Below are 22,091 nucleotides of genomic sequence, written 5' to 3'. Positions count from 1 at the left end.
CTGGGCCCGGTCCCGTCTCGACGCACCATCGATCAGGCCGGGGGCAGGGAACGGCCGTCGCGGCGGCGGGGAACGACCCTCATCGGGCGCGGCGCCGAGGCTTCCGCCACGTCCTGGTCACCGGTGTCCTGCGGGCGGGCGACCTTGTCCGGTTCCGGCGTGAGCAGATCACCGATCTCGCAGCCCAGCACGACGCAGATGACGTCGAGATCGTCGAGTTTGAGCGAGACCGGCTGGCCCGACCACAGATTCGACATCTTGCCCAGAGAGATCACCAGGCCGTGCTCGGCCAAGCCGCGCTGCAGTTCCGATGCCTTCCAGATACCGCGGTTGGCCGCCGCGAGGCGCAGGTTCCACCGCACTCAGATCAGTCCTTCCACCCGTCGTGCCGCGCGCTGCTGGCCGGTCTCCCACGCCTGCTCGGCATGCTCGCGGTGTACGTGGACGTAGCGCATCGTGGTGGCGATCCACGAGTGGCCCAGGGTCTCCTGGATCGCGATCAGGTCCATCCCGTTGAGGTACAGCTGCGATGCGCAGAAGTGCCGCAACACGTGCGGGGTGAGTCTGCCCTCCCAGCCTGGCAGGTGAGCTCGTGTCGCGACACCCACCGCGGCGCGCAGGGTGTCGGCGCCCAGGCGACGGGCACCGGAGTCGCCGGCGCGGCGTTCGGAGGGGAACAGCGGCGCGCCCGGTCGTTCGTGGTCGTCGTCGAACAGGCCCCACACGTCTTCGATGTACCACTTCAACGTCCGGCCCGCGCTGTTGATCAGAGGGACCATGCGCTCCCGCGGCCCGGAGCCCCGCGCGCCTTTGCCGTGGCGCACATGGATCTTGCCGAACCGGCCCAATTCCCACCGCACGTCGGCCAGGTCCAGCTGACGGACCTCGCCTGCCCGCAACCCGATCTCGGCCATCAGCCTGGCCGCCGCGTAGTTGCGGGCGGTCGGCGCGAACTTGCGGCACACGGTCAACTCCGCAGCCCATCCGCCGAAGAATTTTTCGATCTCCCCGGCCTGCGGCGGTATCCGCAGCCGTGCGTCCTTGCGGCCCTTGGGTCGGTTCATCTCATCGACCGGACACGTCACGACCCGCCCGGTCATCGCATGCAACTGCACCGCGTGCCGGGCTTCGAGGAACCCGAAGTACGTCGTCAACGCCGCCGCCCGCGCGTGCCGTGTCCCCTTGGCCGCCTGCCGCAAGACCCGTCCGAAATACGCGTCGGCGTCGGCAGGCTCCATCTCCCACAGCGGCCGTCCGAACCAGTCACGCACCTGTCCGAGGTTGCTGACCTCGCCGCGGATCGTGCCGTCGGCCAACCCTGCCGACGCCCTCGTGAGCACGAACCCCGCCAACGCGTCGATCTCGAAGTCCTCAAGTTCCTCGGCACTCGCCAGCGCTCGCGCCTCGCGCAGGTCACGCACAGCTGACAAGCCCAACCCGCACCCCTTGGCTTCACCCTGCCCGAAGGACCTTCACTCGGATTGGAATCGTTTCATGAATTCTGAAATCTCGTCAACTTGCCCTTCAGGCCCTTCGGCTCACCGCATCGCGCAGGTCCAGGCCACAGAGTCCTGTCTGGGCAGCGTCGTCGGACGAACGAACTCAGGGGATGTCCCACACACCAACACCGCCGACACCGCCGCGGCGGACACGCCCGACGATGTTCGGGCGCCCTCGACCCCGGCTGCCAAGGCGACGCCCGACACACGGTCCCGGTGGGCATGAGTACCGGCGTGAACCGCTCGGAGCGCGCCACCACGGCAACGAACCCGCCCACCCGACCCGGGCCAAGGACCCGGGTCGGGGGCGAGGTCGGTCCTGTCGTCGGGTCGTTGTGCACCGGTGCCGGTGGCCTGGACCTGGGAGTGCTGGCCGTGCTCGGCGGACGGCTCGCCTGGGTCGCCGACCCCGACCCGCACGTCACCCGAATCCTTGCCGCCCGGATGCCGGACGTGCCGAATCTCGGCGACGTGCGTTCGGTGGACTGGTCGGTCGTGGAGCCGGTGGACGTGCTCACCGCCGGGTTCCCCTGCCAGGACATCTCCGCCGCCGGGAAACGCGCGGGCATCGAGAAAGGAGCACGCAGTGGACTCTGGACCCACATCATGGCGGCCGTTCGCCTACTACGACCCACGCTCGTCCTGGTGGAGAACGTCGCCGCGCTTCGCTGGGCAGGCGGAGGACTCCACCGTGTACTCGGCGACCTGGCCGAAGCGGGGTATGACGCGCTCTGGCGTAGCGTCCGCGCCTCCGACATCGGCGCCGCCCACCGCCGCGAAAGGGTGTTCGTGCTCGCCTGGCCACGCGGCACCGGAGACGTTGCTGCCGACCCCGACCGCTTCGGACGCGAAGGGTTGCACCCACCGCACCCAGACCGGCGGCCCCACACTGTCCGACGAGGCCCGGCTGCTGCCAACACCCCGAGCCTCGGACACCGGGAATGCCGGGCGCGGAGCGGGAATGGGATACCGACCGCCACTGTCCCAACAGGTACTCCCGCCGGCGACACCGGAGACGTTCCTGCCGACCCCTCGTGCCACGGACGGCACCAAGGGCTGCCCGGCCCAACGCGGTTCCAAAGGCGACTTGATGCTGCCCTCGGCGATCATCCGGCTCCTCACCCCGGACAACCAGAGCACCGACCCCGGCACCTAGCCCCAGCGACCGGGGCGCGCGCGGACATCCCGCCCGGGGCGATGGACTGGGGCGCTTACGGCACCGCGATCCGGCGATGGGAACAGGTGCTCGGCCGCCCGACACCGCACCCCACCCAACCCGGCAGTCACGGCAAACCGGTGCTCGCGCCCGTGTTCGTCGAACACCTGATGGGGCTGCCCGCGGGGTGGGTCACCGATCTCCCGTTGCCCCGCACCGCACAGCTGCGCGCGCTGGGCAACGGCGTCGTCCCCCACCAAGCCGCCCACGCGGTCAGTCTGTTGCTAGCCGACTTCACCAACCTGTGCTGTGGCACGCCCCCACGGTGGACAACCATTCCCACGCGCCGACGTCGAACTCGTAGATCTTCTGCGGGTGGATGTCGACCGGGTCGTCAGGCGGATCCCCGCTCCCGTTGCCCACGGCAAGGTCCGGGAACTCGTCGAACGGGCAATGCCGCAACCTAGCGCTCCACACCGGACAACGTCCGCACGGACACGACGCGGTGGCGGGTATGGCGTAAGTCCACCCGCCACCGCGCCGGTCGTCGTCCACGTTGCGCTCCCGTTCGCCTCATGTCTCAGGAGGTCGTCGTGTCTCGCCCTCACCGCCTGTCCGTGGCTCGCTCTCGCCCGCAGACGACGCCGCACCGCACCCGGCAGCCAGAACACCCGCCACCCGAACCGGCCGTCGACCCTTTACTGCTGTTCACCGCCGAGCAGGCCGCGGCCATCCTCCAGGTGCGCCCGTCCTGGCTGCGCCGCAAAGCCGCCGCCCGCGCCATCCCGTGCCGATACGTCGGCAAACACCTGCGCTTCAGCCGTGACGACATCATCGCCATCACCGCCGCGGCCGCGACCGGAAAACCCGCGAGGTAATCCACGGACCTCGCGCACACCGACACATGTCTTTGGACACCGTGATTGACATTTGACGGGCACGGAGCGTCCATATGTCCGTCAAACATCAGGCACGGCAGAAGGTGGAGTATGGCCTACGCGGAGAAATGTGGAAATAACTCGTGGCGGGTGCGGTATTTCACCGATGACGGCACACTCGGGTCGATCTCGGGATTCCCCACCAAAACCGCGGCGCGGGATCGGGCCGAGGAGATCAACGCCGACCAGCGTCGCGGCACCTTCCACGACCCGGCAGCGGGCCGCATCACCCTCGCGGAGTGGGCGGTGCCGTGGTTCGACGCGCTTGACGTCGCACCCAACACCACCGCCCAGTACCGGAGCCTGTTGCGCAACCACATCGAACCCCGCTGGGGAGCCAGCGCGCTCTCGGCGATCACCGGGATCGCCGTCACCGCGTGGGCGAAGAAGAAACGCGCCGAGGGCTACGCCCGATCCACCACCTCCACCATGGTGAAACTCCTGACCATGATGCTCGCCGACGCCGCCGACGAACGCCTCATCATCGCCAACCCCGTCCGCCCCAACCGCCGAGGACGCCGCCGCCACGAACGCACCCCCGAACGCGTCTGGACCACGCCGGAGAAAGCACTCCGCGTCGCCCTGCACGCCGCCGCCCTCGGCGGCGTGTGGGCGGGCGTACTGATCATCACCGGCGCCTGGACCGGCGCCCGCTGGGGAGAACTGCTCGGCCTGCGACGCCCCAACCTCGACCTCGCACGCGGCACCCTCACCATCGACCCCGACACCGGCGCACTCCTCGAACTCGGCGGCCGGTTCGAACTCGGCCCACCCAAAACCGCCGAATCCGCCCGCACCATCACCCTGCCGCCGTTCCTCACCACCCTGCTCGGCCACCAACTGGCCACCCACAGCGACCCGTTCGTGTTCCTCAGCCTCGAACACGAACACCCCCGCCGCTCCAACTTCTCCCGCCGCGTCATGAGACCCGCCGCCGACGGCACCCTCGACCGCCCACGCCACCGACTCCACCTGCCTCCGGTCCAACCCGGCCTCACCTTCCACGGCCTACGCCACAGCCACAAAACCTGGATGATCGCCGACGGCATCCCCGAAGTAGCCCAAGCCCGCCGCCTCGGCCACCGCGTCCCCGACAAAATCCAAGACATCTACAGCCACGTCGCCCCCGAAGTCGAAGCCAGACTCCTCACCAACCTCCAACACCGCTGGGACACCGCCCTCGCCACCCTCACCGAACTCGCCACCCACGAGACAGCGCTTGACACCCCTCTCCTGCAACTGGCGGCGGCGTAGCGTCTGGCGCTTCGGGTTTGTGGTCGGGTTCGTGGTCTACCGTGTGGATTTGTCGAGTTCTTGGTTGGCTTGGAAGACGTCGATCAGAACCAGTTTGTCCAACAAGTCGAGGCAATTGGTCTGCAGGGGTGGTTCGGGGTGTTCGAAAAGCAGTCGCAGTATCAGAGGAAAGAGATAGTGGACTGCGTCAAGCGTGTCGAGAGACTTTGCTTCGTGTCGCCTGAAGAACTCGTAGCAGAGGTCGATCACCCTGCGAGGTAGCGAGTGGCGCGCCTGGGTGAACATGTGGAAGACGGTGCTGTTCGTGTGCCGATCGAACACCTTGCTCTGACTGTAGGCGATCAGAAGGGTGTCGTACTCGCCGAGTTGTTCGTTTTCCAGGTTGAACAGGCTGTATGCGGCGGCGTTCTGTACCTCGGGAGCCGGGTCTTCGAATGCGCGGATCAGGATCGTCTGCGTGCGGTCCTGCCGGTGCGTCGTGGTCACGTTGTGGGCCGCTATTTGCGTCACGGTCTCGCGTGTGTCGACATCACCGTCGCCGAGTAGCGCGTCCACGTAGGCATCAAGATCGGGCCGCCAGTAGGAAGCGAAGGTGGTGGCACGGACAGCGATCAGGCGTGCCTTCGGCTCGCTATGGCGATGGAGGGTTTCGATCAGGTGTACGACGTCGTCGTACCGTTCCAGTTGGATGGCGCGGTTCAGGAACCGTTCGAGTGACGGGTGCGCTGCGAGCTGCTTTTCGGTGACGCTGCGAAATAGTTCGAATGCGAGGTCCGGTGCGTGGTCGAGCACAGTGACCAGGGTGTGGATGACCATCTCGCTGACATTTGGGTTCTCGTCGTTGCTGAGCGAGGTAAGCAGACCTGTGAGGCGTGGGAGAAGGGTGTTGTCGCGATGGATCATCGTCGCCATGGTTCCGGCGACCTCGGCACGTGTGGTCGGACCGCTGACCTTGCTGTTGGCGAAAGTGTGCAGGAGGGCCAGGATCGGCTCCGTTAGCGGGCGGTGGGACTGTGCTTCGACCAAGGCGATGATCTTGCTCTGCGTGCGGGTATCGTCTGTGACCCGGGCGCGTTGGCAGACCGCCTCGAGCAGGTCGAGGTCGAGGTGTGAGTCGGCAAGGCCCGACACGATCGCGTTGACGTAGAGACTCGATACGCTCAAGGGAAGGCACAGCATGAACTCGGCGAATCGTTGCGGCTGTTCGCGGGTGATGGTTTCCAGTACCTGGGCGAGTTCTGCGGCACCTCCGGTGACGGCTCCATCGGCGTGTAGGTAGTGCGGATGGCCTCCACCGTCGTACTTCTCGATCGCGTCGATCCATTGAGGATCGGTCATCGCGCGGGCGTCGGTCTCGCTGATCGGTGACACGACCGGCAACACGGTCATCATCGGATGATAGGAGAAATCCTCGATCCCAAGCGCGCAACGAAGTCCAGTCAGACGTTGCCCGACCTCGGGGGAGATCCGGTCGGGCGGGAGAGCATTCAACAGCTCCAACTGGACGCGGTCGCGACCATCGTCGACGGCGTCAGGAGCCTTGTAGGCCAGGATGGTGGCAGCCAGTCGCTCGAACCGCGATTGTGAGCAGAACGGGCTGATCGCTTCGAGCAACCGCCGTGCGACAGGACGGGAATCATCGCTGCTTGGTCCCAGGTCGAGGATCGTCGGCTGGACTATGATCCACTCAGCGGCCTCGTCGGCGAACTGCTCCGGAGCGGCCATATAACTGTGCGCTACCAACAGTTGGGCGATCCCATGATCGCAGGAACGTAGCGGCGTGACCAAATCGCGAACAGCGTGGTGGTCGATGCCAGCCAAGGTCTGAAGAGCCAGGCAGGTCGCGTTCAGAACACTGTCGGCCATGGAGATGCCCAGGCCCCGCAGGCGACGTGTCCGGGGTAGACCTCGGATGGCGTCGGACTCGCTCCTGTGATCGTTGCGCGTCATCGCTCGTGCGAGATGGGGAAGGAACTGTTGGGCGAACGGATGTGATGCGGTCACGGCGAGGGAGCGAAGGAGCTCGCGGACGCCGGAAGTGCGGTGGTCGATGCTCAAGAGGCCTAAACTGTTGAGTGGGTGGTCCTGTGATGCCGTGAGCTCGAAGGCAAACATCGCGGCGACGAGTCGGATCGCCGATACGGCCGACTCTTGCATCACCCGTCGAACCAGGAACCACTGTTGGGATTCGTGGCCGTCGTGTACCCCGGTGATGGTCGCTTCGACCGCCAACTTCTCGAGTTGGCTACCTTCCTGGATATCTGCGGAGTTCAACAGCACCCGCAGTCGGGCCGGTCGGCGGTCATCGTACGGGAGGTACTGGATCAGGCGTGCGACCTGGTCGTTGTGCGCCGTGGTCATTCCGCTCATCGCCGAGATGGCCTGGTCGACCAGTCCGGCATGGGGTGACCGCAGACAGGCCCGCCAGGTACCGGCGGCGTCGATGACGGGGAACCAGGCCGGGTTGGCGCGCACCGCCCGCCAGACGTGTTGACAGAGCGGGTGTTCGACGTCGGTCGCGATCGGGGCGAGTAGGTCCCACTCGTCGCTACGGGGGTTCGGGACTACCTGTGGTAAGGCGAGCGCGATGGCCTTGACGTGGTTTCTGACTCTGCTTGAGCTGAGCAGCCAGGCCAACTCGCGACTGTAGGCGCGGGGGTCGGCGGTGCGTAGGTAGGTCAGGATGGCGCGTACTTGGAACCTGCGGAACAGGCGCTGCTCGTCGTCGATCAGCAGTCTGTGGAGTGTGCCTCCGCGTGAGACGAAAACCCGGGCGGCGCAGTAGTCGAAGAGGGTCTCGTGGAAGAACGACACGTGCCGTTCTGTGTCACGTCTCAACATCCCTTCCGACACCAACAGTGCGATCTGGTCCTCGTGGTCCAGGAGTCGCCCGATGGGCACTTCGAGAGTCTGCGCGCGCGACATGTGATCCACGAGGAACTCGATGGTCGACTGCCAGTCCTCGGTACCGCGCTTGGCTTCGTAGACTCTCTTCTTCAATCGCCAGTAGCGTTCCCAGAGATCGTTCAGATCACGGGCGTCCCGTGCGCCACTGTCGCCGGCTCGGACCAGTTCGACGTAGACGGTCAGCGCGAGAGGATGAGCCAAGAGGTCGACAAGGTCCGGCGGTGCTTCGCGTCTTGCGTCTACCGTGGACAGAACGTCGCGGACAACCGCCGCGTCCAGGCGGTCCACGGTCACGGTCCTGGTACCGCGTCCCTGGGCCAGGGCGCGTAGCTCGGAGTCATGGTCGAGGTCGAACTCTCGGCAGGCGATCACGATCCGCACGGCGGGGTGGCGTCGTGCCTCGATGACCCAGTCCGTGAGTAGCGCCCGACGTCCGGTGAGCCTGCCGGACACGGCGCTGATGGCGTCGGCTTGGTCGAGCACCAGCAGCCCCACACCGTCCTGTGCCGCGGCGGCCAGCGCCGCGACCGGGGAGCGGACCTGTCTCACCACCTCACCGCTGAGGGCGACGGGTGCTTCGGCATCGGGCCGGGCGTCCAAGGCCACGGCCAAGACCGCCCACCCACGCCGGCGGGCGGAGTCGACGATCTCGCCGGTGATCACGCTCTTCCCACTCCCGGCGGATCCCGCGACCAACACCTGCCTGGCCCCGCCGGCCAGCGCCTCGATCGCGGCGACCGTCTCGGTGCGGGGGATGCGTTCGCCGTCGATGTGGTGCACGGCGACGCGATCCTTGAACGCGGTGGTTTCCGTGGCCACCCAGTCGGCCACCACGGCCGTGTCCGCCACGTCCCGACGATGCACACCCCGTTCTGCCAGCCATGTCCATACCCGCTCGGCGGTGAGGGTGTGATGGACCGATTCGTCGATCAGTCGCCCCAACGAGTCCGCGACACGCTGTGGGTGCTCGAACAGCACCTCCAGGCGCGCTTCGACCAGCGCGATCAGTTCAGGTTCGCCGATGGTCGCGACGTCGATGTGCTCGAGTGCCTTGAACGCATCCGATGAAGGCGGCTTGCTCCAGGCGTCGCGCAGCCGCTGAAATACCGTGCGGTGTTGTTGGGCGTCGAGGAACTCCGCGTCGAAGACCTCCCACGACTCGGCCGCGGAGGCGCGCTCGACCAACTCGCGCAATTCATCGGCACTGGTCGCGGATACGAACACGCACCGTCCACCATCGAGGATCTTGTCCCACCACGGCGCGACCACACCCTCGCCGACCAACGCCGCCACCGTCCACGGCCCACCCGCACGCTGCCGCTTCACCTGATGCCATACCCGGACACCGTCAACGGTCAGACAGAACTCCGCGCCCGTACCGGGCGGACCGGGGACCTCGATCTGCAACGACCGCGCTCGCCCCGTCAACACCTCGATCAGCTGGTGAACAGTCCACCACCGCTCGAATCGGTTGCCCATCTTGTCGGCAGCACCGCCCGGCAGCGGCATCCCGTCCTCCCCACCCCGACCACGGCCCGGCAGCGACCACGTCATCGTGACCCAGCACCCTAGAACCACGACCAGCCGACCCGACTCCCGACCCGGTCCCAACCGCACCCACCACCGGCCACCACCGAACGTCTCCGATGGCGGCACGTTGACCGCGGTCGACGTCGATTCAAGCATGTGGCGCACATCACGGTGGCGATGCAAGATCAACCCGACCCCGTAACGGGGTTACGTCAAAACCGGAGCCTGCCCGCTCCAGGTTTTCTCCAGTCGGGCCTTGTCGATCTTTATTAGGACCACAGTGGACGGTCACCCCATGATCGACACCAAAACGCAAAAACACCCGCTGACCTGGTGATATGCTCAGATCAGCGGGTGTTTCTTCGACCGTCGGGCTGACAGGATTCGAACCTGCGACCCCTTGACCCCCAGGGCCGTCGGGGACCTGTTTGTCCAGGTCAGACCCCGTTTATGGCCACACCTACCGGTCAAGTGAACACCTGTCGTGCCTGGCCGCGCATGACGTGCGGTCCCCAAATGGTCCCCATGACACACCGCGTTGACCTGTCGGTCTCGCCCGTTCTCGGGGCGCATACTGGGTCATGGCCCGATGGGAGTTCCCGCCCCTGCCCTCTGCGGAGGAGAGTGAGAGACGCCGACAGAGCTTGGCGCAACTGGCGGATGACTTGGTCACCGATCAACATATCGTGTCTAAGAGCGTGTTTGAGATCTTTAGGTGGTGGCGAGTGGGCGTGGTCCGGGTCGGGTGGCGGCGTGTCCGCGGGTGATGCGGCGGGTCATGGTGGTGATGGCGGCCCAGCGGATGATGGCCTCGGAGGTGGCGGGGTGGCGTTCGTGGTCGCGGGCGAGGCGTCGGTGTGCGGTGAGCCAGGCGAAGGTGCGTTCGACGGCCCAGCGTCTGGGGATGACCGCGAATCCTTTCTGATCTGCGGGTTTGCGGACGATCTCGATCGTGGTCCGCAGTGTGCGGGCCCAGTCGACGAAGGCGCCGGCGAAGCCGGCGTCGGCGAACAGGTGTCGGACACGACGAGTCGCCTTGGCCATGATCTGGCGGTGGCGCAGTTCCAGCATGAGCTTTCTGCCGCCGTCGCGGTCCTGCACACTCGCGGGCAGCACCAGCGCCACCAGCAGCAGGCCGAGGGTGTCGGTCACGATGAACCGCTTGCGGCCGTTGACCTTCTTGCCCGCGTCGTAGCCGCGGGTGTCGACACCGACGGTGTCGGAGCCCTTGACCGATTGGGAGTCCATCAACCCCGCGCTCGGCTCCGGGTCACGACCCGCTTCCTGGCGGACCATCGCGCGCAGGGCGTCGACCATGCGGAAGGTCAGCTTCTGCTGTTCCCACCTGGTGAAGTACCAGTACACCGTCTCCCACGGCGGGAAATCCACGGGCAACGCCCGCCACGCACAGCCCGTGCGCACCACATAGAGGATCGCGTCCACGATCTCCCGACGCGGATGCTTCTCGCGCCGACCACCACGCGGATGCGCCGACGGCGCCGGTAACAACGGCTCCACGACCGCCCACTCGGCATCGGACAGATCCGACGGATACCGCTGCACACGCGCCACCCCACCCACCCTGACCGACCACCCGGACAAGATCAAGCAGCCACGCCGACCAAGATCTCAAACACGCTCTAAGGTCATCTTGAAACGGTTTGCTTCCAAGGTTGGTAAAGCGCATAACCAGCTAGTCCCTTTTGACATGAAGCTTGCCCATGAGATGCAGGCTCGGGGAATCCGTGGATGCGGCAAGATTCCTCACTTCATCCGATATGCCTCTAAATCTCTTGAAGAACACTGGAAAACTACAGTAGAGGACCACCTTCCTGAGGCGATATCGGCTGCGCGTGAGAACCGCATCCTCGGTGACCACCGATTGACGACTGTTCTCAAAGACTGCATTGCTCTCCATCTTGTCCGCTCTCCGCGATTTCTTAAGATTCACAATTCGAGTGTGATGCAAGCGATGGTCGACGTGCGAGAGGAGGTGGTAACTCAATATCAAGCGGAGCTTCAGCGGGAATTCAGACGCGCGCATGGGGTTGTCGCCGCTGGCGGGGAGGCGCTAGATATGGTGGTCGATAGGTATATAGCTCCTTGGCGCGGCTACATGGACAGTGGCCTTTTGGAGCGGCAGAGTGTTGAGGAAACCTTTGAGCGGATACGCGGCACTTTTAGTAGGCTGGATCTCCAAATCCTTCGTGTCCCGGCGTTTCGCGAGTTTGTCATTGCAGACTCGCCAGCGTTTACTTACCGGTTTACGTCACAAGGCAAATTGGAATTGTGGATGGCAATCGGCGACTCGCAAGGTGCTGCGATGCCGATTGCGCGAGACTGTTACGCGGTAGTCGCCGACGAGCCGCTCTACCAAGAAGTCGAGCCGTTCTTTGTCGACTTGCTGAACTATGCGCAGATGCGGATCGCTTTTCGGCATGTCTACTACCGACCCCAGAGTGGGTTGGGCAAGTTTGTCGCTGGCGCCCTGAAGTCGCCAAGCTGAAGTATGCGACCTCCCTGGCCGCTTTCTCGCACAGGCCATCTCTAGCGCTGGGAGGGTGGTGTCAAGGGTGGAGCTTGCTCCATCGCGGAGCGACGCCGTAGGCGCCCTTGATGGCGGCCTTCCAGCGTTAGACGATTGGGGCGAGAGGAAGCATCCCCACCGCGGTTTGGGCCTGGTGCTCGTTGGGGTTGCCGCGTCGGCTGCGTGGTGCGGTGCGTTCCCGGGTCGGTGCCAGGCTGCGCCGCGCGCCCGCGCGGGCGGAGCGGAGCGGGAGCCCGCGCCGTGGCGCGATGGATGTGGACCACTGGTGGACCGGGCGGGCCAGCTCGCGCCGCGCCGCGTGGGCGGCGCGGCCTTGATCCCATAGAGGCGGGTTCAGCAGGTAGTTGCACGGTAGGGCGGGGGCTGCGGTCGTAGGGTGAGGGCATGAGCAACACCCACATGGACGAGCGCGGCGGGCTGGTTGAGACGGCTAGGGAAGTCGCGCGGCGGTTGGTGGGGCCGTTGGGGCGGCGGTGGGTGCATGTTCAGGCTGTGGGGCGGCGGGCGGAGGAGTTGCGGCCTGCGGTTGGTGGGGATGGGGATGTGTTGGTGGCTGCGGCCTGGCTGCATGACGTCGGGTATGCGCCGGAGATCGCGGTGACTCGGTTTCACCCGCTGGATGGGGCGCGATACCTGGCTGATGCTGGGTTTCCGGTGCGGGTGGTGGGGTTGGTGGCGCATCACTCGGGGGCTCGGTTTGAGGCCGCGGAGCGGGGGTTGGCGGCTGAGCTGGCGGCTTTCGAGCTGGAAGACAGTCCCGTGATGGATGCGTTAATTACGGCCGATTTGACTACGGGGCCGGATGGTCAGCGGTACACGTATTCCCAGCGGATTGACGAGATTATGAGTCGGTACCCGGCAGGGGACCCGGTGCATCGGGCTTGGCTGATGGCTCGGGATGCCCTTGAGCCTGCGGTGGCGCGGACTGAGGAGAGGATGCGGGCCGGTCAGCCTAGGTAGGGCGCTGTGCGGTCGGGATCTAGGGCGTGGTCGATGCGCAGGCGCATGGACGGGTGGATGTTGAGGGTGTCTAGGTCGGCGGAGTTGACCCAGCGGACGGCCTTGGTCTCTGTGTTGTCTTCGCGTGGGGTGCCGCCGGTCCATTCGGCTTCGAAGCACAGGGAGAACTGTTGGCGGACCTCGCCGTCGTCGTAGGCGATGACGTGGTGGGGGTTGGTGTAGGTGCCGACCAAGCGGAGGACTCGGACGTCCAGGCCGGTCTCTTCGCGGGTCTCACGGACGGCGGTGTCGGTGATGCTTTCGCCTGGGTCGTGCCCACCGCCTGGCAACGCCCACAAGTCGTTGTCGATCTTGTGGATCAGCAGGATGCGGCCTTCGGCGTCGCGGATGGCCACGGTCACTGAGGGGACGACGCTGTTCACCGGTGGGGCTGTGGGGTCGTTGAAGTAGTCGACTCGTGCCATGGTCAGCGCTCCTCTGTTGATGTTGCCCAGACGCGGTCAAAGGACTCCATGTAGTGGCGCCACATCGGGCTTTCTGGTGTGCGGCGTAGGTGGATCACCGGGTTCTGGCCGGCTAGGGAGCCGTAGGCGTGGCCGTTGACCAGGGTTTGGTCATCGAAGCGGTAGATCGAGTTGTAGAGGATGGTCGAATGGGTGCGAACCTCGACACCTGGCAGGTCAGCGACGTCGCGGAGGTAGCGGCGCATCATCTGCACTCGGCCCTCAAGACCACCGGTCGTGCCCTCTTCCACTGCGCGCTGGATGACCGCGTCTGATGTCTCGTCACCGACAACGAATCGGAATCGGACGCCGTCTTTGACCTTTGCTCGGACAATCGGAACGATGTTGTGTTGCTCCACCAGGAATTGGCCGGAGTACACCAAAACGTCCATGCTCTGGCTGACGCCCTGGATTAGCTCGGTCCAGAGCGAGTACGGGACGGAGGATCGGGACGGGTAGAGGCGGATCAGCTCGTTGGCGTCGTCCGCTGGGGTGCTGCCGTTGGTGGTCTGGGCGGCGGGGTCGGGGACGAACTTGATGGTGTCGCCGTAGGGCTCGAAGAGCTGTTCGGCGGTCCAGTTCGGGAACATCTGTTCCAGCACACGGCAATGCTCGCCGTAGGGGAGGCTGGCCAGCTCGCCCGAGACCCAGCGGTAGTACTGGGCCTTGCTGGGGTAGCGGCGGACCAGGTGGGCGTCCAGCGTGGCCGCGGCCTTGTCGTACTCGCGGCAGAAGCCGGTGTAGCCGCGTACTCGTCGCTGCCTTAGCAGGACCTTCAAAAGAATCTCTGCGTTACCCATCGTCGCCTTCCTCGACAACCCCAACGAGACGACACTAGCACAGACGCGAGACAAAACGAGACTCATGGAGTCGAAGCGGCGCGAAGCGAGACCGGGAAGGCGTCGAGAGTGGACAATTAATGGACCGAAACTGTAGTCAGCGGCCCTAGCAGGGGCCACGGACACAGTGGAGGGTCAGTGGGTATCAGCAAGGGGCATCGGTTCCCCGTCCAGTTCGCCGACGCGTTCCCGCTGGGCTTGGTCCTGGTCGGGGAGGTCTCACCGGACACGGAGTATCAGTCGCGGGAGGACAGGGCGGCGGGGCGGCCGGTGCGGCAGCGGGTGGACGAGACGACCGGGCAGCGGCAGTGGAAGGCGACGGTCACGGATCCGAGTGAGTCGAACGCCAAGCGGGCGTCGTTCGAAGTGACCTTCCTGGCGGATGTGCAGCCGGTGCCGACGACTCAGGAGGCGTTGCCGGGGATGCGCGGGGTGGAGTTGGTCGGGCTGACGGCTGAGCCTCGCGTGAGCGGGACCGGGGAGTTCAAGTACCAGTCGTACGTCTACCGGGCCACGGGGTTCGCGGAGGTCGCTTCGGTCGGTGGCACGCGTGGGGGCGCGAAGTCGGCTGGGGAGTCGTCGGGCAAGGCCGCGTAGGCCGTGGATGAGATGGCGGCGGCCTTGGTCGAGGGGCTGAACCGGAAGGGCAACCCGATGCACGTCCCGCAAGGACTGGTCGACCGGTGGCAGAACGCATACCACCACTACGGGCAGGCTTCGGCGGCGGTGGCTTCGCAGCCTCCTGGTCACGTTGGGGCAGCGCTGAACATGGCGAAGTCGTCATGGTCGGTGGCTCAGGCCTGGCGGGAGATCGCGTTGGTGTCGGGGTTGCCCTGGTGGTTGGTGGCAAGTCTGGACACGGCTGCGCAGTCGTTCGAGTTTCAGGCGCGTGACTGGCAGGCCCGGGCGAACACCGGTGTCGATGCGGGCCGCGGGGCTCCTCGGGTGCGTCGTGGTGGGAGCAGGTGATCTGCGGTGGCGGACAGGCTGCGGTTGTCGGTGCGAACGCTGAGGGACGCGCATGTGGCGTTGGTGGCCGTGCGGCCGGTGGTGTCGGATCCGCCGTTGGATTGGCGGTCGTACTACTACCGGAGTGCGACGGTGTACCGAGAGGTTGCCGCGACGGACCCGGATCACGCGAATGAGGCGCTGTACTGGGCTGAACGGGAGCACGAGAAGGCTCAGCGGCCGTTGGACAAGATCCCGACCGATGTCGTGGACTCGGGGCCTGTGGGGCGGGTTCGGCTGCACAGCCTGGACGCGCTCTGTCAGGACCTTGACGGGACGCTTCCGCCTCGTGGTGGGCGGTCGGCGGCCTATCACCTCGCGTGTGCGGAGCTGTTCGCGGTGGTGTCGGAGATCGATCGGTTCAATCATCACCAGGCCCGGTACTACGCGGACAAGAGTCGGCGGGATGCGCGGGAGGCCAAAGCATGAGAAGGGTTCTGGTGGCTTGGGCCTCTGGGTACGTGGGAGCGAGCGTGTACCGGCGGTGGCGGCGGTGGGGCCATCACCGCCGTGCGCGTGACCGGTTCATGAGCCCGCCGGAGACGTGGACCGATGAGGATCATGCGGACTACTCGCGGTATTGCCGGAGATGGGACCGGGTAAGGGGTGCTCGGGACCTGGTTCGTGGGCTGGTGACTCGGCTTACGTTCGGCATCTATGAGCCGGAGGAGTTGGATAACTAAGTCCATATAGGACAGATGAACCGCGCGGGGTCGTGCGGCGATGGCGCGCGCGTTCGTTGAGATGTACGAAAACTTAGGTCACAGAAGCGGATTCTGGTTTGGCGGCCTTCTCCGCTTCTGTGCCTGTCCACTCGGGGAGTAGACGTGGCAAGGGTAGAACAGTGCTCGGGTGCCTCGGCAAGGGGGCTCACCCGAATGCGGTGCGAGAAATGCAAGCGGTTTGCACGGCTGTTGCCCGGTGACACCGACTGTGCAGCGTGCATGGGTGTGTTGGCACTGGAGTTCAGCAGCGTTGATCATCCCACTCATGCGGTTGTGCGGGGTGGTTGGTGATGGGGAACAGCAGGTGGGTTGATCCCGCCCCTCTGGAGGTGGCGCGGCCTAGGTTGCCGTGGTGGACCATGCTCCCGCGTTGGGTGAAGCTGGTTCTGCTGCCGTTGGCGCTGGCTGTGGTGGTGGTGTGGGTGTTGGCGAAGGTCGTGCGGGTGGTGTGGTTCTACCCGGTCTCGGTGGCTCTTGGCCTGGTCACTCTGCTGCTGCGCGCGTGGGCTGGGCCGTGGGTGTTTGGGGCGGTCGTGGCAGCGGCTGCGGTGGTCTTGTTCGTGTGGTGGTGGCGCGACAAGACCACGTTCGATGTGTGGTTGCGTTGGCCGCGTACGGAGTTCCGGCGGGTGGCGGTGTACGCGTACCAGTGGCGGACCGTCGTACGCCTGTCGAGCCTGACCGCGTCGGCGAAGGGCCGCGAGTACCTGCCCCGGTTGCGGCGGACCCGCTCGGAGGGGTGGCGGGACCGTGTCCGGGTCAGGATGGTCAAGGGCCAGGCCCCGGAGCAGTGGGAGGCACGTGCCTCCGGCCTGGCGCACGCGTTCGGGTCGCAGTCGTGTCGAGTGCGGGTGATCCGGCCCGGGGTGATCGAGCTGGACTTGGTGCACTCCAACCCGCTGGCCTCCGCCGTGGCGCTGCCTGCGATGGGCTCTGAATCCGCGGTGGATCTGCGGCGGGTGGTCGTGGGCCGTACCGAGACCGGTAAGCCGTGGCGGCTGCGGCTGCTGGGCAATCACCTGCTCACCGTGGGGGTGTCCGGTGCGGGTAAGGGTTCGCTGTTGTGGTCGGTGGTCTGGGCGTTGGCGCCGCTGGTGAAGGCGGGGGCGGTGCGTCTGGTGGGTATCGATCCCAAGGGCGGTATGGAGCTGGGCCAGGTACCGGAGATCTTCGATCGGGTCGTCTACGACAACGGCGAAGCCGCGGTGACCCTCCTGGAGGAGGTAGCCGCTGACGTGCGGAAACGTGCTGCGACGTATCGGGGTGTGCGGCGGCTGTGGGCCAGGGAGACGGGAGAGCCGTTCACACTCTTGGTCGTCGATGAGCTGGCCGATTTGATCGCGTATCAGACCGACAAGCGTTTGCGGGAGCGGGCTCAGGCCGCGTTGCAGACGATCACCTCCCAGGGTCGCGCGCCTGGCTTTGGTGTCCTGGCGTTCGTGCAGGACCCGCGTAAGGAGGTCGTGCCGTTCCGGAACCTGTTCCCCACCCGCGTCGCGATGCGGCTGGATGAGGCGGTGCAGGTGGACATGGTCCTCGGGGACGGACTGCGGGCGCGGGGCGCGAACGCGCATGAGATCAGCGAATCCACCCCGGGCGTTGCGTGGATCAAAGTGGACGGACACCGCGATCCCGTTCGGGCACGGGCGTTCCACGTCACCGACACGAACTTGGTGGAGCTGCGGCACTACATCACCGGGGGTTCGGCGATCATCGTCCCGTTCCCCGATGCTGGACCGCATGAGGGGGCGGCGGCATGAGCGACACCGTTGCCCAACTCCCCACCCGAGGCCCCCTCTCGACCGACGTCGTGCGGGCGACCGCCGAACAGCACGGGGTCTGTGTCCGGCCGTTCACGATGGAGGTCACCGACTCCGATACCGGGGCGGTGAAGTACATCGGTGTTCCCTGTGGTTCCACAGTGGAATCGGTGTGTCTGCCGTGTGCGCGGAAGGCTCGGGCGCTGCGGATGGTGCAGTGCCGCGAAGGGTGGCACCTCACCGAGGAACCCGCCACAGCTACGAGCAAGCCGACCCGGGATCACCGCGCGCTGGTGGAGCTGCGCGCGGACCTGGTGGCGGCCTACCGGGACGCGGTGGGAGCGGACGCGGACGACCTACGGGAGGAGATCCGCTCCGTCGACGCAGAGCTACACGACCTCGGCGTCCGGGGACGGCTGCCCAACCCCGACGGGCCTGCCAAGCGGCCTCCTGTTCGGTCGACGAAGCGGCGGCAGGACGCGCCGAACCTGCCTCGGCGGCGGGTGGAGAAACGCACCCTCGGACGTGAGTTCGCGGGCCGGTTTCGGCCGTCCATGTTCGTGACCCTGACCTGCGACACCTACGGGCCAGTTCGGGCCGATGGGTCCCCGGTCGACCCCGGCCGCTACGACTACCGGCGGGCAGCACGGGACGCGGTGCACTTCGCCTCCCTGGTCGACCGGTGGTGGCAGAACCTGCGCCGCGTCGTCGGCTGGGACGTCCAGTACTTCGCCACCGTCGAACCCCAACGCCGGGCAGCGCCGCACCTGCACACCGCAGTCCGCGGTTCCATCCCACACGAAGTGATCCGGCAGGTCACGGCAGCCACCTACCTACAGGTGTGGTGGCCTCCCCACGACGAGATGGTCTACGGCGACGGCCGGATGCCGGTGTGGGACGGGGAACGATTCGTCGACCCGGAAACCCGGCAGCCGCTCATGGCCTGGGCCGACGCCGTGGACCTGGTGGACGCACCCGCACACGTCGCGACCTTCGGGGCACAGGTGCACTCCAAGGGCATCCTGGGCGGCTCGGACGAAGCGGGGCGGCATATCGGGTACCTGACCAAGTACCTCACCAAGTCCACCGGGGAAGTGATCTCGGCGGACACCAACTCGCAGCGGGACCACCATGACCGGCTCCACGCAGAGCTGTCGGTGACGCCCTGCTCGCCGCGCTGCGCGGTGTGGCTGCTCTACGGGGTGCAGCCCATGGGCGCGACCAGCCGGACCACTCCCGGGCACTGCAAGGGCCGGGCACACCGCCGCACCACCCTGGGCCTGCCCGGTCGACGCGTCCTGGTCTCGCGGAAGTGGTCCAGCAAGACACTCACCCAACACAAGGCAGACCGGGCGGCGTTCGTGGCGGAGACCTTGGCTGCGGTGGGCATCGTCAAACCGACTCGGGATAAGTCGGCGTTGGTGTGGCGCAAGCTCGCGCCTGGCGACCGCAGTGCACCGCCCCGGGATCACCTCGTCATGCGCGCCATCGCGGAACGGGTGACATGGCGGGCTGAGTATGAGCGGGCGTTGTTGGTGGCCCAGGGGCCTCCTGGCGGCGCCGGTATTTCAGCAACTGACTCGATGGCTGCGTGACCTGGGGGAATGGTGAGTGATCGACTGATTGATGGGCGCTGGTACACCACGGAGCAACTGGCGGAGTTGCTGCACGTGGACGCGTCGACGGTGAGGAGGTGGCGGACGTTGCGGCCGTTCCAAGGGCCTGCGTTCGTGCGGGTGTCGGACCGGGTAGTCATGTACTCGGTGCACGACGTCGAGGCGTGGTTGCGGACTCGGCGGGTCGATCCCGGGGAGGTGGCGGCCTGATGGCTGACCGGGTGGAACTGCCGATCGGGGTTGCGGTCAGGGGGAACATCGAGCATCGGCCGGAGCGGGCGAGTCCGTTCAAGGCTCGGGTGCGGTGGATCAACCCGGCAACCAAGAAGCGAGAGTCGGTCTCGGAGTCCTTCGCGACGGAGGATGAGGCCAAGGCGTGGATCAGCTCGATGGACAACGCTGCTGCGCGGGGCCTGTCGCCACAGCAAGCGGTGGTGTCGTTGGCGGAGTATGGCGACGCGAACATGGAGCTTGCGTTGCGGGGGTTGGAACTCAAGACGCGTGATCCGTACATGGCGGGGTGGCGGAAGCGGGTTGTGCCGACGTTGGGGCACATTCCGGTTGCCATGGTGACGAATGGGGCGGCGGACAGGGCGGTGATGGGGTGGATCGCGGATGAGTGCAGTCGGTCCACGGTGAAGAACTCGTTGGCTGTGCTGGTGCGGGTGATGGAGCAGGCGAAGCGTGACGGGATCGTGGATCGGAACCCGGCACAGGTGCGGGGGTGGCAGCAGGTCTTCCGCCAGGCGGAGGATGAGCTTGACGACCCGCGTTCGTTGGCGTTGCCGAGTTGGGATGTGTTGACGCGGCTCGCGGATGCGTTGGTGGCGAAGTCGGCCGGTGAGTTCGAGGGGTGGGGCGACGTCATCAAGTTCATGGGGTGCACGGCAGCGCGTATCGGGGAGGCGTCGGGGTGTCGGGTGAAGGACATCGACACGAAGTCGTGGATCTGGAATGTGCGGCGGCAGACGACTCCGGGGCCTGGTGGGTTGGCGGATAGGGGCACGAAGAGCAAGCGGGCGCGGGATGTGCCGGTCATTGTCGAGATTCGGGACATGATCGAGCGGCGGATTTCGGAGCTGGATCGCGATCCGGAAGCAAGGCTGTTCACAGGTCCGCGGGGCGGTCGGATCACGACTGCTGTGCTGCGGGATGCCACGCATTGGGATGAGGTGGTGAGCGACCTTGGCTATGAGCACTTGCGTAGGCATGACCTACGCCACACGGGGATCACGTGGTTGGCCGATGCCGGTGTCCCGGTGCACGTCCTGCGGGTGATCGCGGGGCACGGGTCGCTGACCACGACTCAGCGGTACATCCACCCGGACAAGCAGTCGATCACGAACGCGGGTGATCTCCTGTCGGTGCACCTGCACGCGCCTCGGACGCCTCGGTTGAGGGTGGTCTAGTGAGATGGCGTGAGAAGTGGTCCCCAAATGGTCCCCAAGACCGTCCGAAGTGGATCTGAGCATGATCGACATCGAGGACACGAAGAACGCCCCTCACCTGCGGAAACTCGCTGGTGAGGGGCGTTGCTTCGACCGTCGGGCTGACAGGATTCGAACCTGCGACCCCTTGACCCCCAGTCAAGTGCGCTACCAAACTGCGCCACAGCCCGGCCGCATCTCGCTCTCGCGAGGTGCTCGGGAAGCTTAGCGTACGGGTTGGTGGGGGGTTGGTGGGGGTGCTGTTGTCGTGGTGGGGAGGGTGGCTTCCAGCTTGAAGCCGCCGTCGGGGGTTGGGGTGGCTTGGCAGGTTCCGCCTGCGTTGTGGGTTCTTTCTGTTAGGCCGGGGAGGCCTGCTCCTCCGGGTTGGGGTGTTGTCGGGTGGGTTGCGGGGCCGTTGATGATGGTGACGGTGATCTTGTCTTTGGTGGGGGTCAGGGTGATCTCCACCGGGGCGCCCGGGGAGTGTTTGATGGCGTTGGTCAGGCCTTCCTGGATCACCCGGTAGATCGCTCGGCTGATGGTCGGGGTCGTGCTGATTGACGGTGTGTCCGCTCGTACGTCCAGGCCCGCGGCGCGGGCTCTGGTGATGAGGGTGGGTAGGTCCGCCAAGCCCTCCGCGGTGGGGGTGCCGTGGTTGAGCAGGCCCAGGGCCGCACGCATCTCGTCCAGCGAGTGCTTGGCCAGTTCGCGCAGGTGGTTGGCGGTTTGGACGGTTGTGGGATCCGTTGATGTGGCGGCCAGGGCGGCGGCTTGGACGGCTATCAGGGTCGTGTTGTGGCCTACGGCGTCGTGGATTTCTCGGGCTATGCGGGTTCGTTCCTCCGCCCGCGCCTGGTCCAGGCGGGCGGCCAGTTCGGCTCGGCGGGCCCGTTCCAGTTCGGTGAGGCTGGTGGTGAGTTCGCGGCGCAGGCGGACGAGGACGCCCATGGCGGCCGGGACGCCCGCGAAGGCCAGGGTGATGGCCAGGCTCAGCACGCGATCGGCGATGGGGTCGGAGGTGGCCAGTTGCAAGGGCGCGGCCGCGCACAGGTTGGCCACCGTTGCCCAGGCCACGGCGTGGCGGACACGGGTCGAGGTGCGGCCGACCCGGTAGAGGGCCACGCCCGTCGGGGGCCATCCCAAACCGCCCGAGACGGCGGGGAGGCAGGCGATCAGGGTGAGTCGGGGGTATTTCAGGCGCAGTGGCAGCAGCAGGCAGGCGACTACGGCGGCGGGGAAGGCGAAGCTGTAGCCGGTGGGGTGGGACAGCAGTACGGCGCCCAGGCACAGGCCCACCGTGACGGCCTCGACGGCGATGACGCGGGCTCGGGCCCGCGGCCGGGGGAGCGCCTCGGTGTCCGCGCGCGGAGCGGGGAGGCTCAGTGGCGCGAGGGCCGCGTCTTGGACGTCCACATCGACCT

19 protein-coding genes, 1 tRNA gene and 1 pseudogene are annotated in these 22,091 nt (G+C 66.4%); 13 read left to right on the top strand and 8 right to left on the bottom strand.

The window, feature by feature from the left end; genetic code table 11:
- Positions 1 to 32 precede the first annotated feature (32 nt).
- Together CLV40_RS35220 and CLV40_RS35215 are read right to left on the bottom strand one after the other, a co-directional pair.
- Positions 33 to 362 (bottom strand): helix-turn-helix domain-containing protein, encoded by a 330-nt coding sequence (locus CLV40_RS35220; protein ID WP_104483361.1) that lies wholly within the window; start codon positions 360 to 362, stop codon positions 33 to 35.
- A complete protein-coding gene (locus tag CLV40_RS35215; protein ID WP_245931787.1) occupies positions 363 to 1,421 on the bottom strand; it encodes a tyrosine-type recombinase/integrase in 1,059 nt (352 codons plus the stop codon). It lies immediately after the preceding gene.
- A gap of 300 nt (positions 1,422 to 1,721) precedes the next feature.
- On the opposite strand from CLV40_RS35215, the pseudogene CLV40_RS40110 reads away from it, so the two are divergent.
- The 4 genes and pseudogenes from CLV40_RS40110 to CLV40_RS35200 all read left to right on the top strand — a co-directional run.
- A pseudogene (locus CLV40_RS40110) lies at positions 1,722 to 2,240 on the top strand (DNA cytosine methyltransferase); the annotation flags it as partial.
- A gap of 220 nt (positions 2,241 to 2,460) precedes the next feature.
- Complete coding sequence (locus CLV40_RS40105) at positions 2,461 to 2,655, top strand: hypothetical protein (protein WP_245931789.1); 195 nt, start codon at positions 2,461 to 2,463, stop codon at positions 2,653 to 2,655.
- 617 nt (positions 2,656 to 3,272) lie between these two features.
- Positions 3,273 to 3,533 (top strand): helix-turn-helix domain-containing protein, encoded by a 261-nt coding sequence (locus CLV40_RS35205; protein ID WP_245931786.1) that lies wholly within the window; start codon positions 3,273 to 3,275, stop codon positions 3,531 to 3,533.
- A gap of 150 nt (positions 3,534 to 3,683) precedes the next feature.
- A complete protein-coding gene (locus tag CLV40_RS35200) occupies positions 3,684 to 4,847 on the top strand; it encodes a tyrosine-type recombinase/integrase (protein ID WP_245931785.1) in 1,164 nt (387 codons plus the stop codon).
- Between the two features lie 36 nt (positions 4,848 to 4,883).
- On the opposite strand, the gene CLV40_RS35195 is transcribed toward CLV40_RS35200, so the two are convergent.
- Together CLV40_RS35195 and CLV40_RS35190 are read right to left on the bottom strand one after the other, a co-directional pair.
- Positions 4,884 to 9,263, bottom strand: coding sequence for an NACHT domain-containing protein (locus CLV40_RS35195; protein WP_104483357.1), 4,380 nt, complete (start codon positions 9,261 to 9,263; stop codon positions 4,884 to 4,886).
- A gap of 732 nt (positions 9,264 to 9,995) precedes the next feature.
- Complete coding sequence (locus CLV40_RS35190) at positions 9,996 to 10,856, bottom strand: IS5 family transposase (RefSeq protein ID WP_245931784.1); 861 nt, start codon at positions 10,854 to 10,856, stop codon at positions 9,996 to 9,998.
- A 79-nt stretch (positions 10,857 to 10,935) separates the two neighbouring features.
- Between CLV40_RS35190 and CLV40_RS35185 the strand changes: the two genes are divergently transcribed.
- Complete coding sequence (locus tag CLV40_RS35185) at positions 10,936 to 11,790, top strand: DUF4238 domain-containing protein (RefSeq protein ID WP_181043944.1); 855 nt, start codon at positions 10,936 to 10,938, stop codon at positions 11,788 to 11,790.
- Positions 11,791 to 12,216: 426 nt separating this feature from the next.
- Positions 12,217 to 12,792, top strand: a complete 576-nt coding sequence (locus CLV40_RS35180; RefSeq protein ID WP_342752334.1) for an HD domain-containing protein — start codon at positions 12,217 to 12,219, stop codon at positions 12,790 to 12,792.
- Here CLV40_RS35180 and CLV40_RS35175 read toward each other — a convergent pair.
- Both CLV40_RS35175 and CLV40_RS40100 read right to left on the bottom strand, forming a co-directional pair.
- Positions 12,780 to 13,256 (bottom strand): NUDIX hydrolase, encoded by a 477-nt coding sequence (locus tag CLV40_RS35175; protein WP_104483354.1) that lies wholly within the window; start codon positions 13,254 to 13,256, stop codon positions 12,780 to 12,782. The genes CLV40_RS35180 and CLV40_RS35175 overlap by 13 nt on opposite strands.
- 2 nt (positions 13,257 to 13,258) lie before the next feature.
- Positions 13,259 to 14,095 carry a hypothetical protein gene (locus tag CLV40_RS40100; RefSeq protein WP_245931783.1) on the bottom strand — a complete coding sequence of 279 codons (837 nt, stop codon included), beginning with the start codon at positions 14,093 to 14,095 and terminating at the stop codon, positions 13,259 to 13,261.
- Positions 14,096 to 14,272: 177 nt separating this feature from the next.
- On the opposite strand from CLV40_RS40100, the gene CLV40_RS35165 reads away from it, so the two are divergent.
- From CLV40_RS35165 to CLV40_RS35135, 7 genes are all read left to right on the top strand, one after another.
- Positions 14,273 to 14,731: a hypothetical protein gene (locus tag CLV40_RS35165; RefSeq protein WP_104483353.1), complete on the top strand. Its 459-nt coding sequence runs from the start codon at positions 14,273 to 14,275 to the stop codon at positions 14,729 to 14,731.
- Positions 14,732 to 14,734: 3 nt separating this feature from the next.
- The gene (locus CLV40_RS35160) at positions 14,735 to 15,103 is read left to right on the top strand and encodes a hypothetical protein (protein WP_104483352.1); all 369 of its coding nucleotides are present in this window, start codon (positions 14,735 to 14,737) and stop codon (positions 15,101 to 15,103) included.
- 6 nt (positions 15,104 to 15,109) lie between these two features.
- Positions 15,110 to 15,571 (top strand): AMED_5909 family protein, encoded by a 462-nt coding sequence (locus CLV40_RS38635; protein ID WP_181043943.1) that lies wholly within the window; start codon positions 15,110 to 15,112, stop codon positions 15,569 to 15,571.
- Between the two features lie 670 nt (positions 15,572 to 16,241).
- Entirely contained in the window at positions 16,242 to 17,627 is a 1,386-nt protein-coding gene (locus CLV40_RS35150; RefSeq protein ID WP_342752333.1) for an FtsK/SpoIIIE domain-containing protein, read from the top strand.
- Positions 17,624 to 19,222, top strand: a complete 1,599-nt coding sequence (locus CLV40_RS35145) for a replication initiator (RefSeq protein ID WP_104483351.1) — start codon at positions 17,624 to 17,626, stop codon at positions 19,220 to 19,222. Before CLV40_RS35150 ends, CLV40_RS35145 begins: the two co-directional genes overlap by 4 nt.
- A gap of 12 nt (positions 19,223 to 19,234) precedes the next feature.
- Positions 19,235 to 19,453, top strand: a complete 219-nt coding sequence (locus CLV40_RS35140; protein ID WP_374065930.1) for a helix-turn-helix transcriptional regulator — start codon at positions 19,235 to 19,237, stop codon at positions 19,451 to 19,453.
- Positions 19,453 to 20,652 (top strand): tyrosine-type recombinase/integrase, encoded by a 1,200-nt coding sequence (locus CLV40_RS35135; RefSeq protein ID WP_104483349.1) that lies wholly within the window; start codon positions 19,453 to 19,455, stop codon positions 20,650 to 20,652. Before CLV40_RS35140 ends, CLV40_RS35135 begins: the two co-directional genes overlap by 1 nt.
- 135 nt (positions 20,653 to 20,787) lie before the next feature.
- Here CLV40_RS35135 and CLV40_RS35130 read toward each other — a convergent pair.
- Both CLV40_RS35130 and CLV40_RS35125 read right to left on the bottom strand, forming a co-directional pair.
- Positions 20,788 to 20,861 (bottom strand) — tRNA-Pro (locus CLV40_RS35130).
- 34 nt (positions 20,862 to 20,895) lie between these two features.
- Positions 20,896 to 22,083, bottom strand: a complete 1,188-nt coding sequence (locus CLV40_RS35125) for a sensor histidine kinase (RefSeq protein ID WP_104483348.1) — start codon at positions 22,081 to 22,083, stop codon at positions 20,896 to 20,898.
- Positions 22,084 to 22,091 lie beyond the last annotated feature (8 nt).

It is taken from the genome of Actinokineospora auranticolor (assembly GCF_002934265.1).
Classification (GTDB): domain Bacteria; phylum Actinomycetota; class Actinomycetes; order Mycobacteriales; family Pseudonocardiaceae; genus Actinokineospora; species Actinokineospora auranticolor.
The sequence above is the reverse complement of the archived record's forward strand: the minus strand, read 5'-3'. Positions and strand labels throughout refer to the sequence as shown.

Coding starts and splice junctions, on each gene's coding strand:
- CLV40_RS40105 (WP_245931789.1), top strand. CDS start 2,461: ATGGGATACCGACCGCCACTGTCCCAACAGGTACTCCCGCCGGCGACA.
- CLV40_RS35195 (WP_104483357.1), bottom strand. CDS start 9,263: ATGCCGCTGCCGGGCGGTGCTGCCGACAAGATGGGCAACCGATTCGAG.
- CLV40_RS35180 (WP_342752334.1), top strand. CDS start 12,217: ATGAGCAACACCCACATGGACGAGCGCGGCGGGCTGGTTGAGACGGCT.
- CLV40_RS35175 (WP_104483354.1), bottom strand. CDS start 13,256: ATGGCACGAGTCGACTACTTCAACGACCCCACAGCCCCACCGGTGAAC.
- CLV40_RS40100 (WP_245931783.1), bottom strand. CDS start 14,095: ATGGGTAACGCAGAGATTCTTTTGAAGGTCCTGCTAAGGCAGCGACGA.
- CLV40_RS35145 (WP_104483351.1), top strand. CDS start 17,624: ATGAGCGACACCGTTGCCCAACTCCCCACCCGAGGCCCCCTCTCGACC.
- CLV40_RS35135 (WP_104483349.1), top strand. CDS start 19,453: ATGGCTGACCGGGTGGAACTGCCGATCGGGGTTGCGGTCAGGGGGAAC.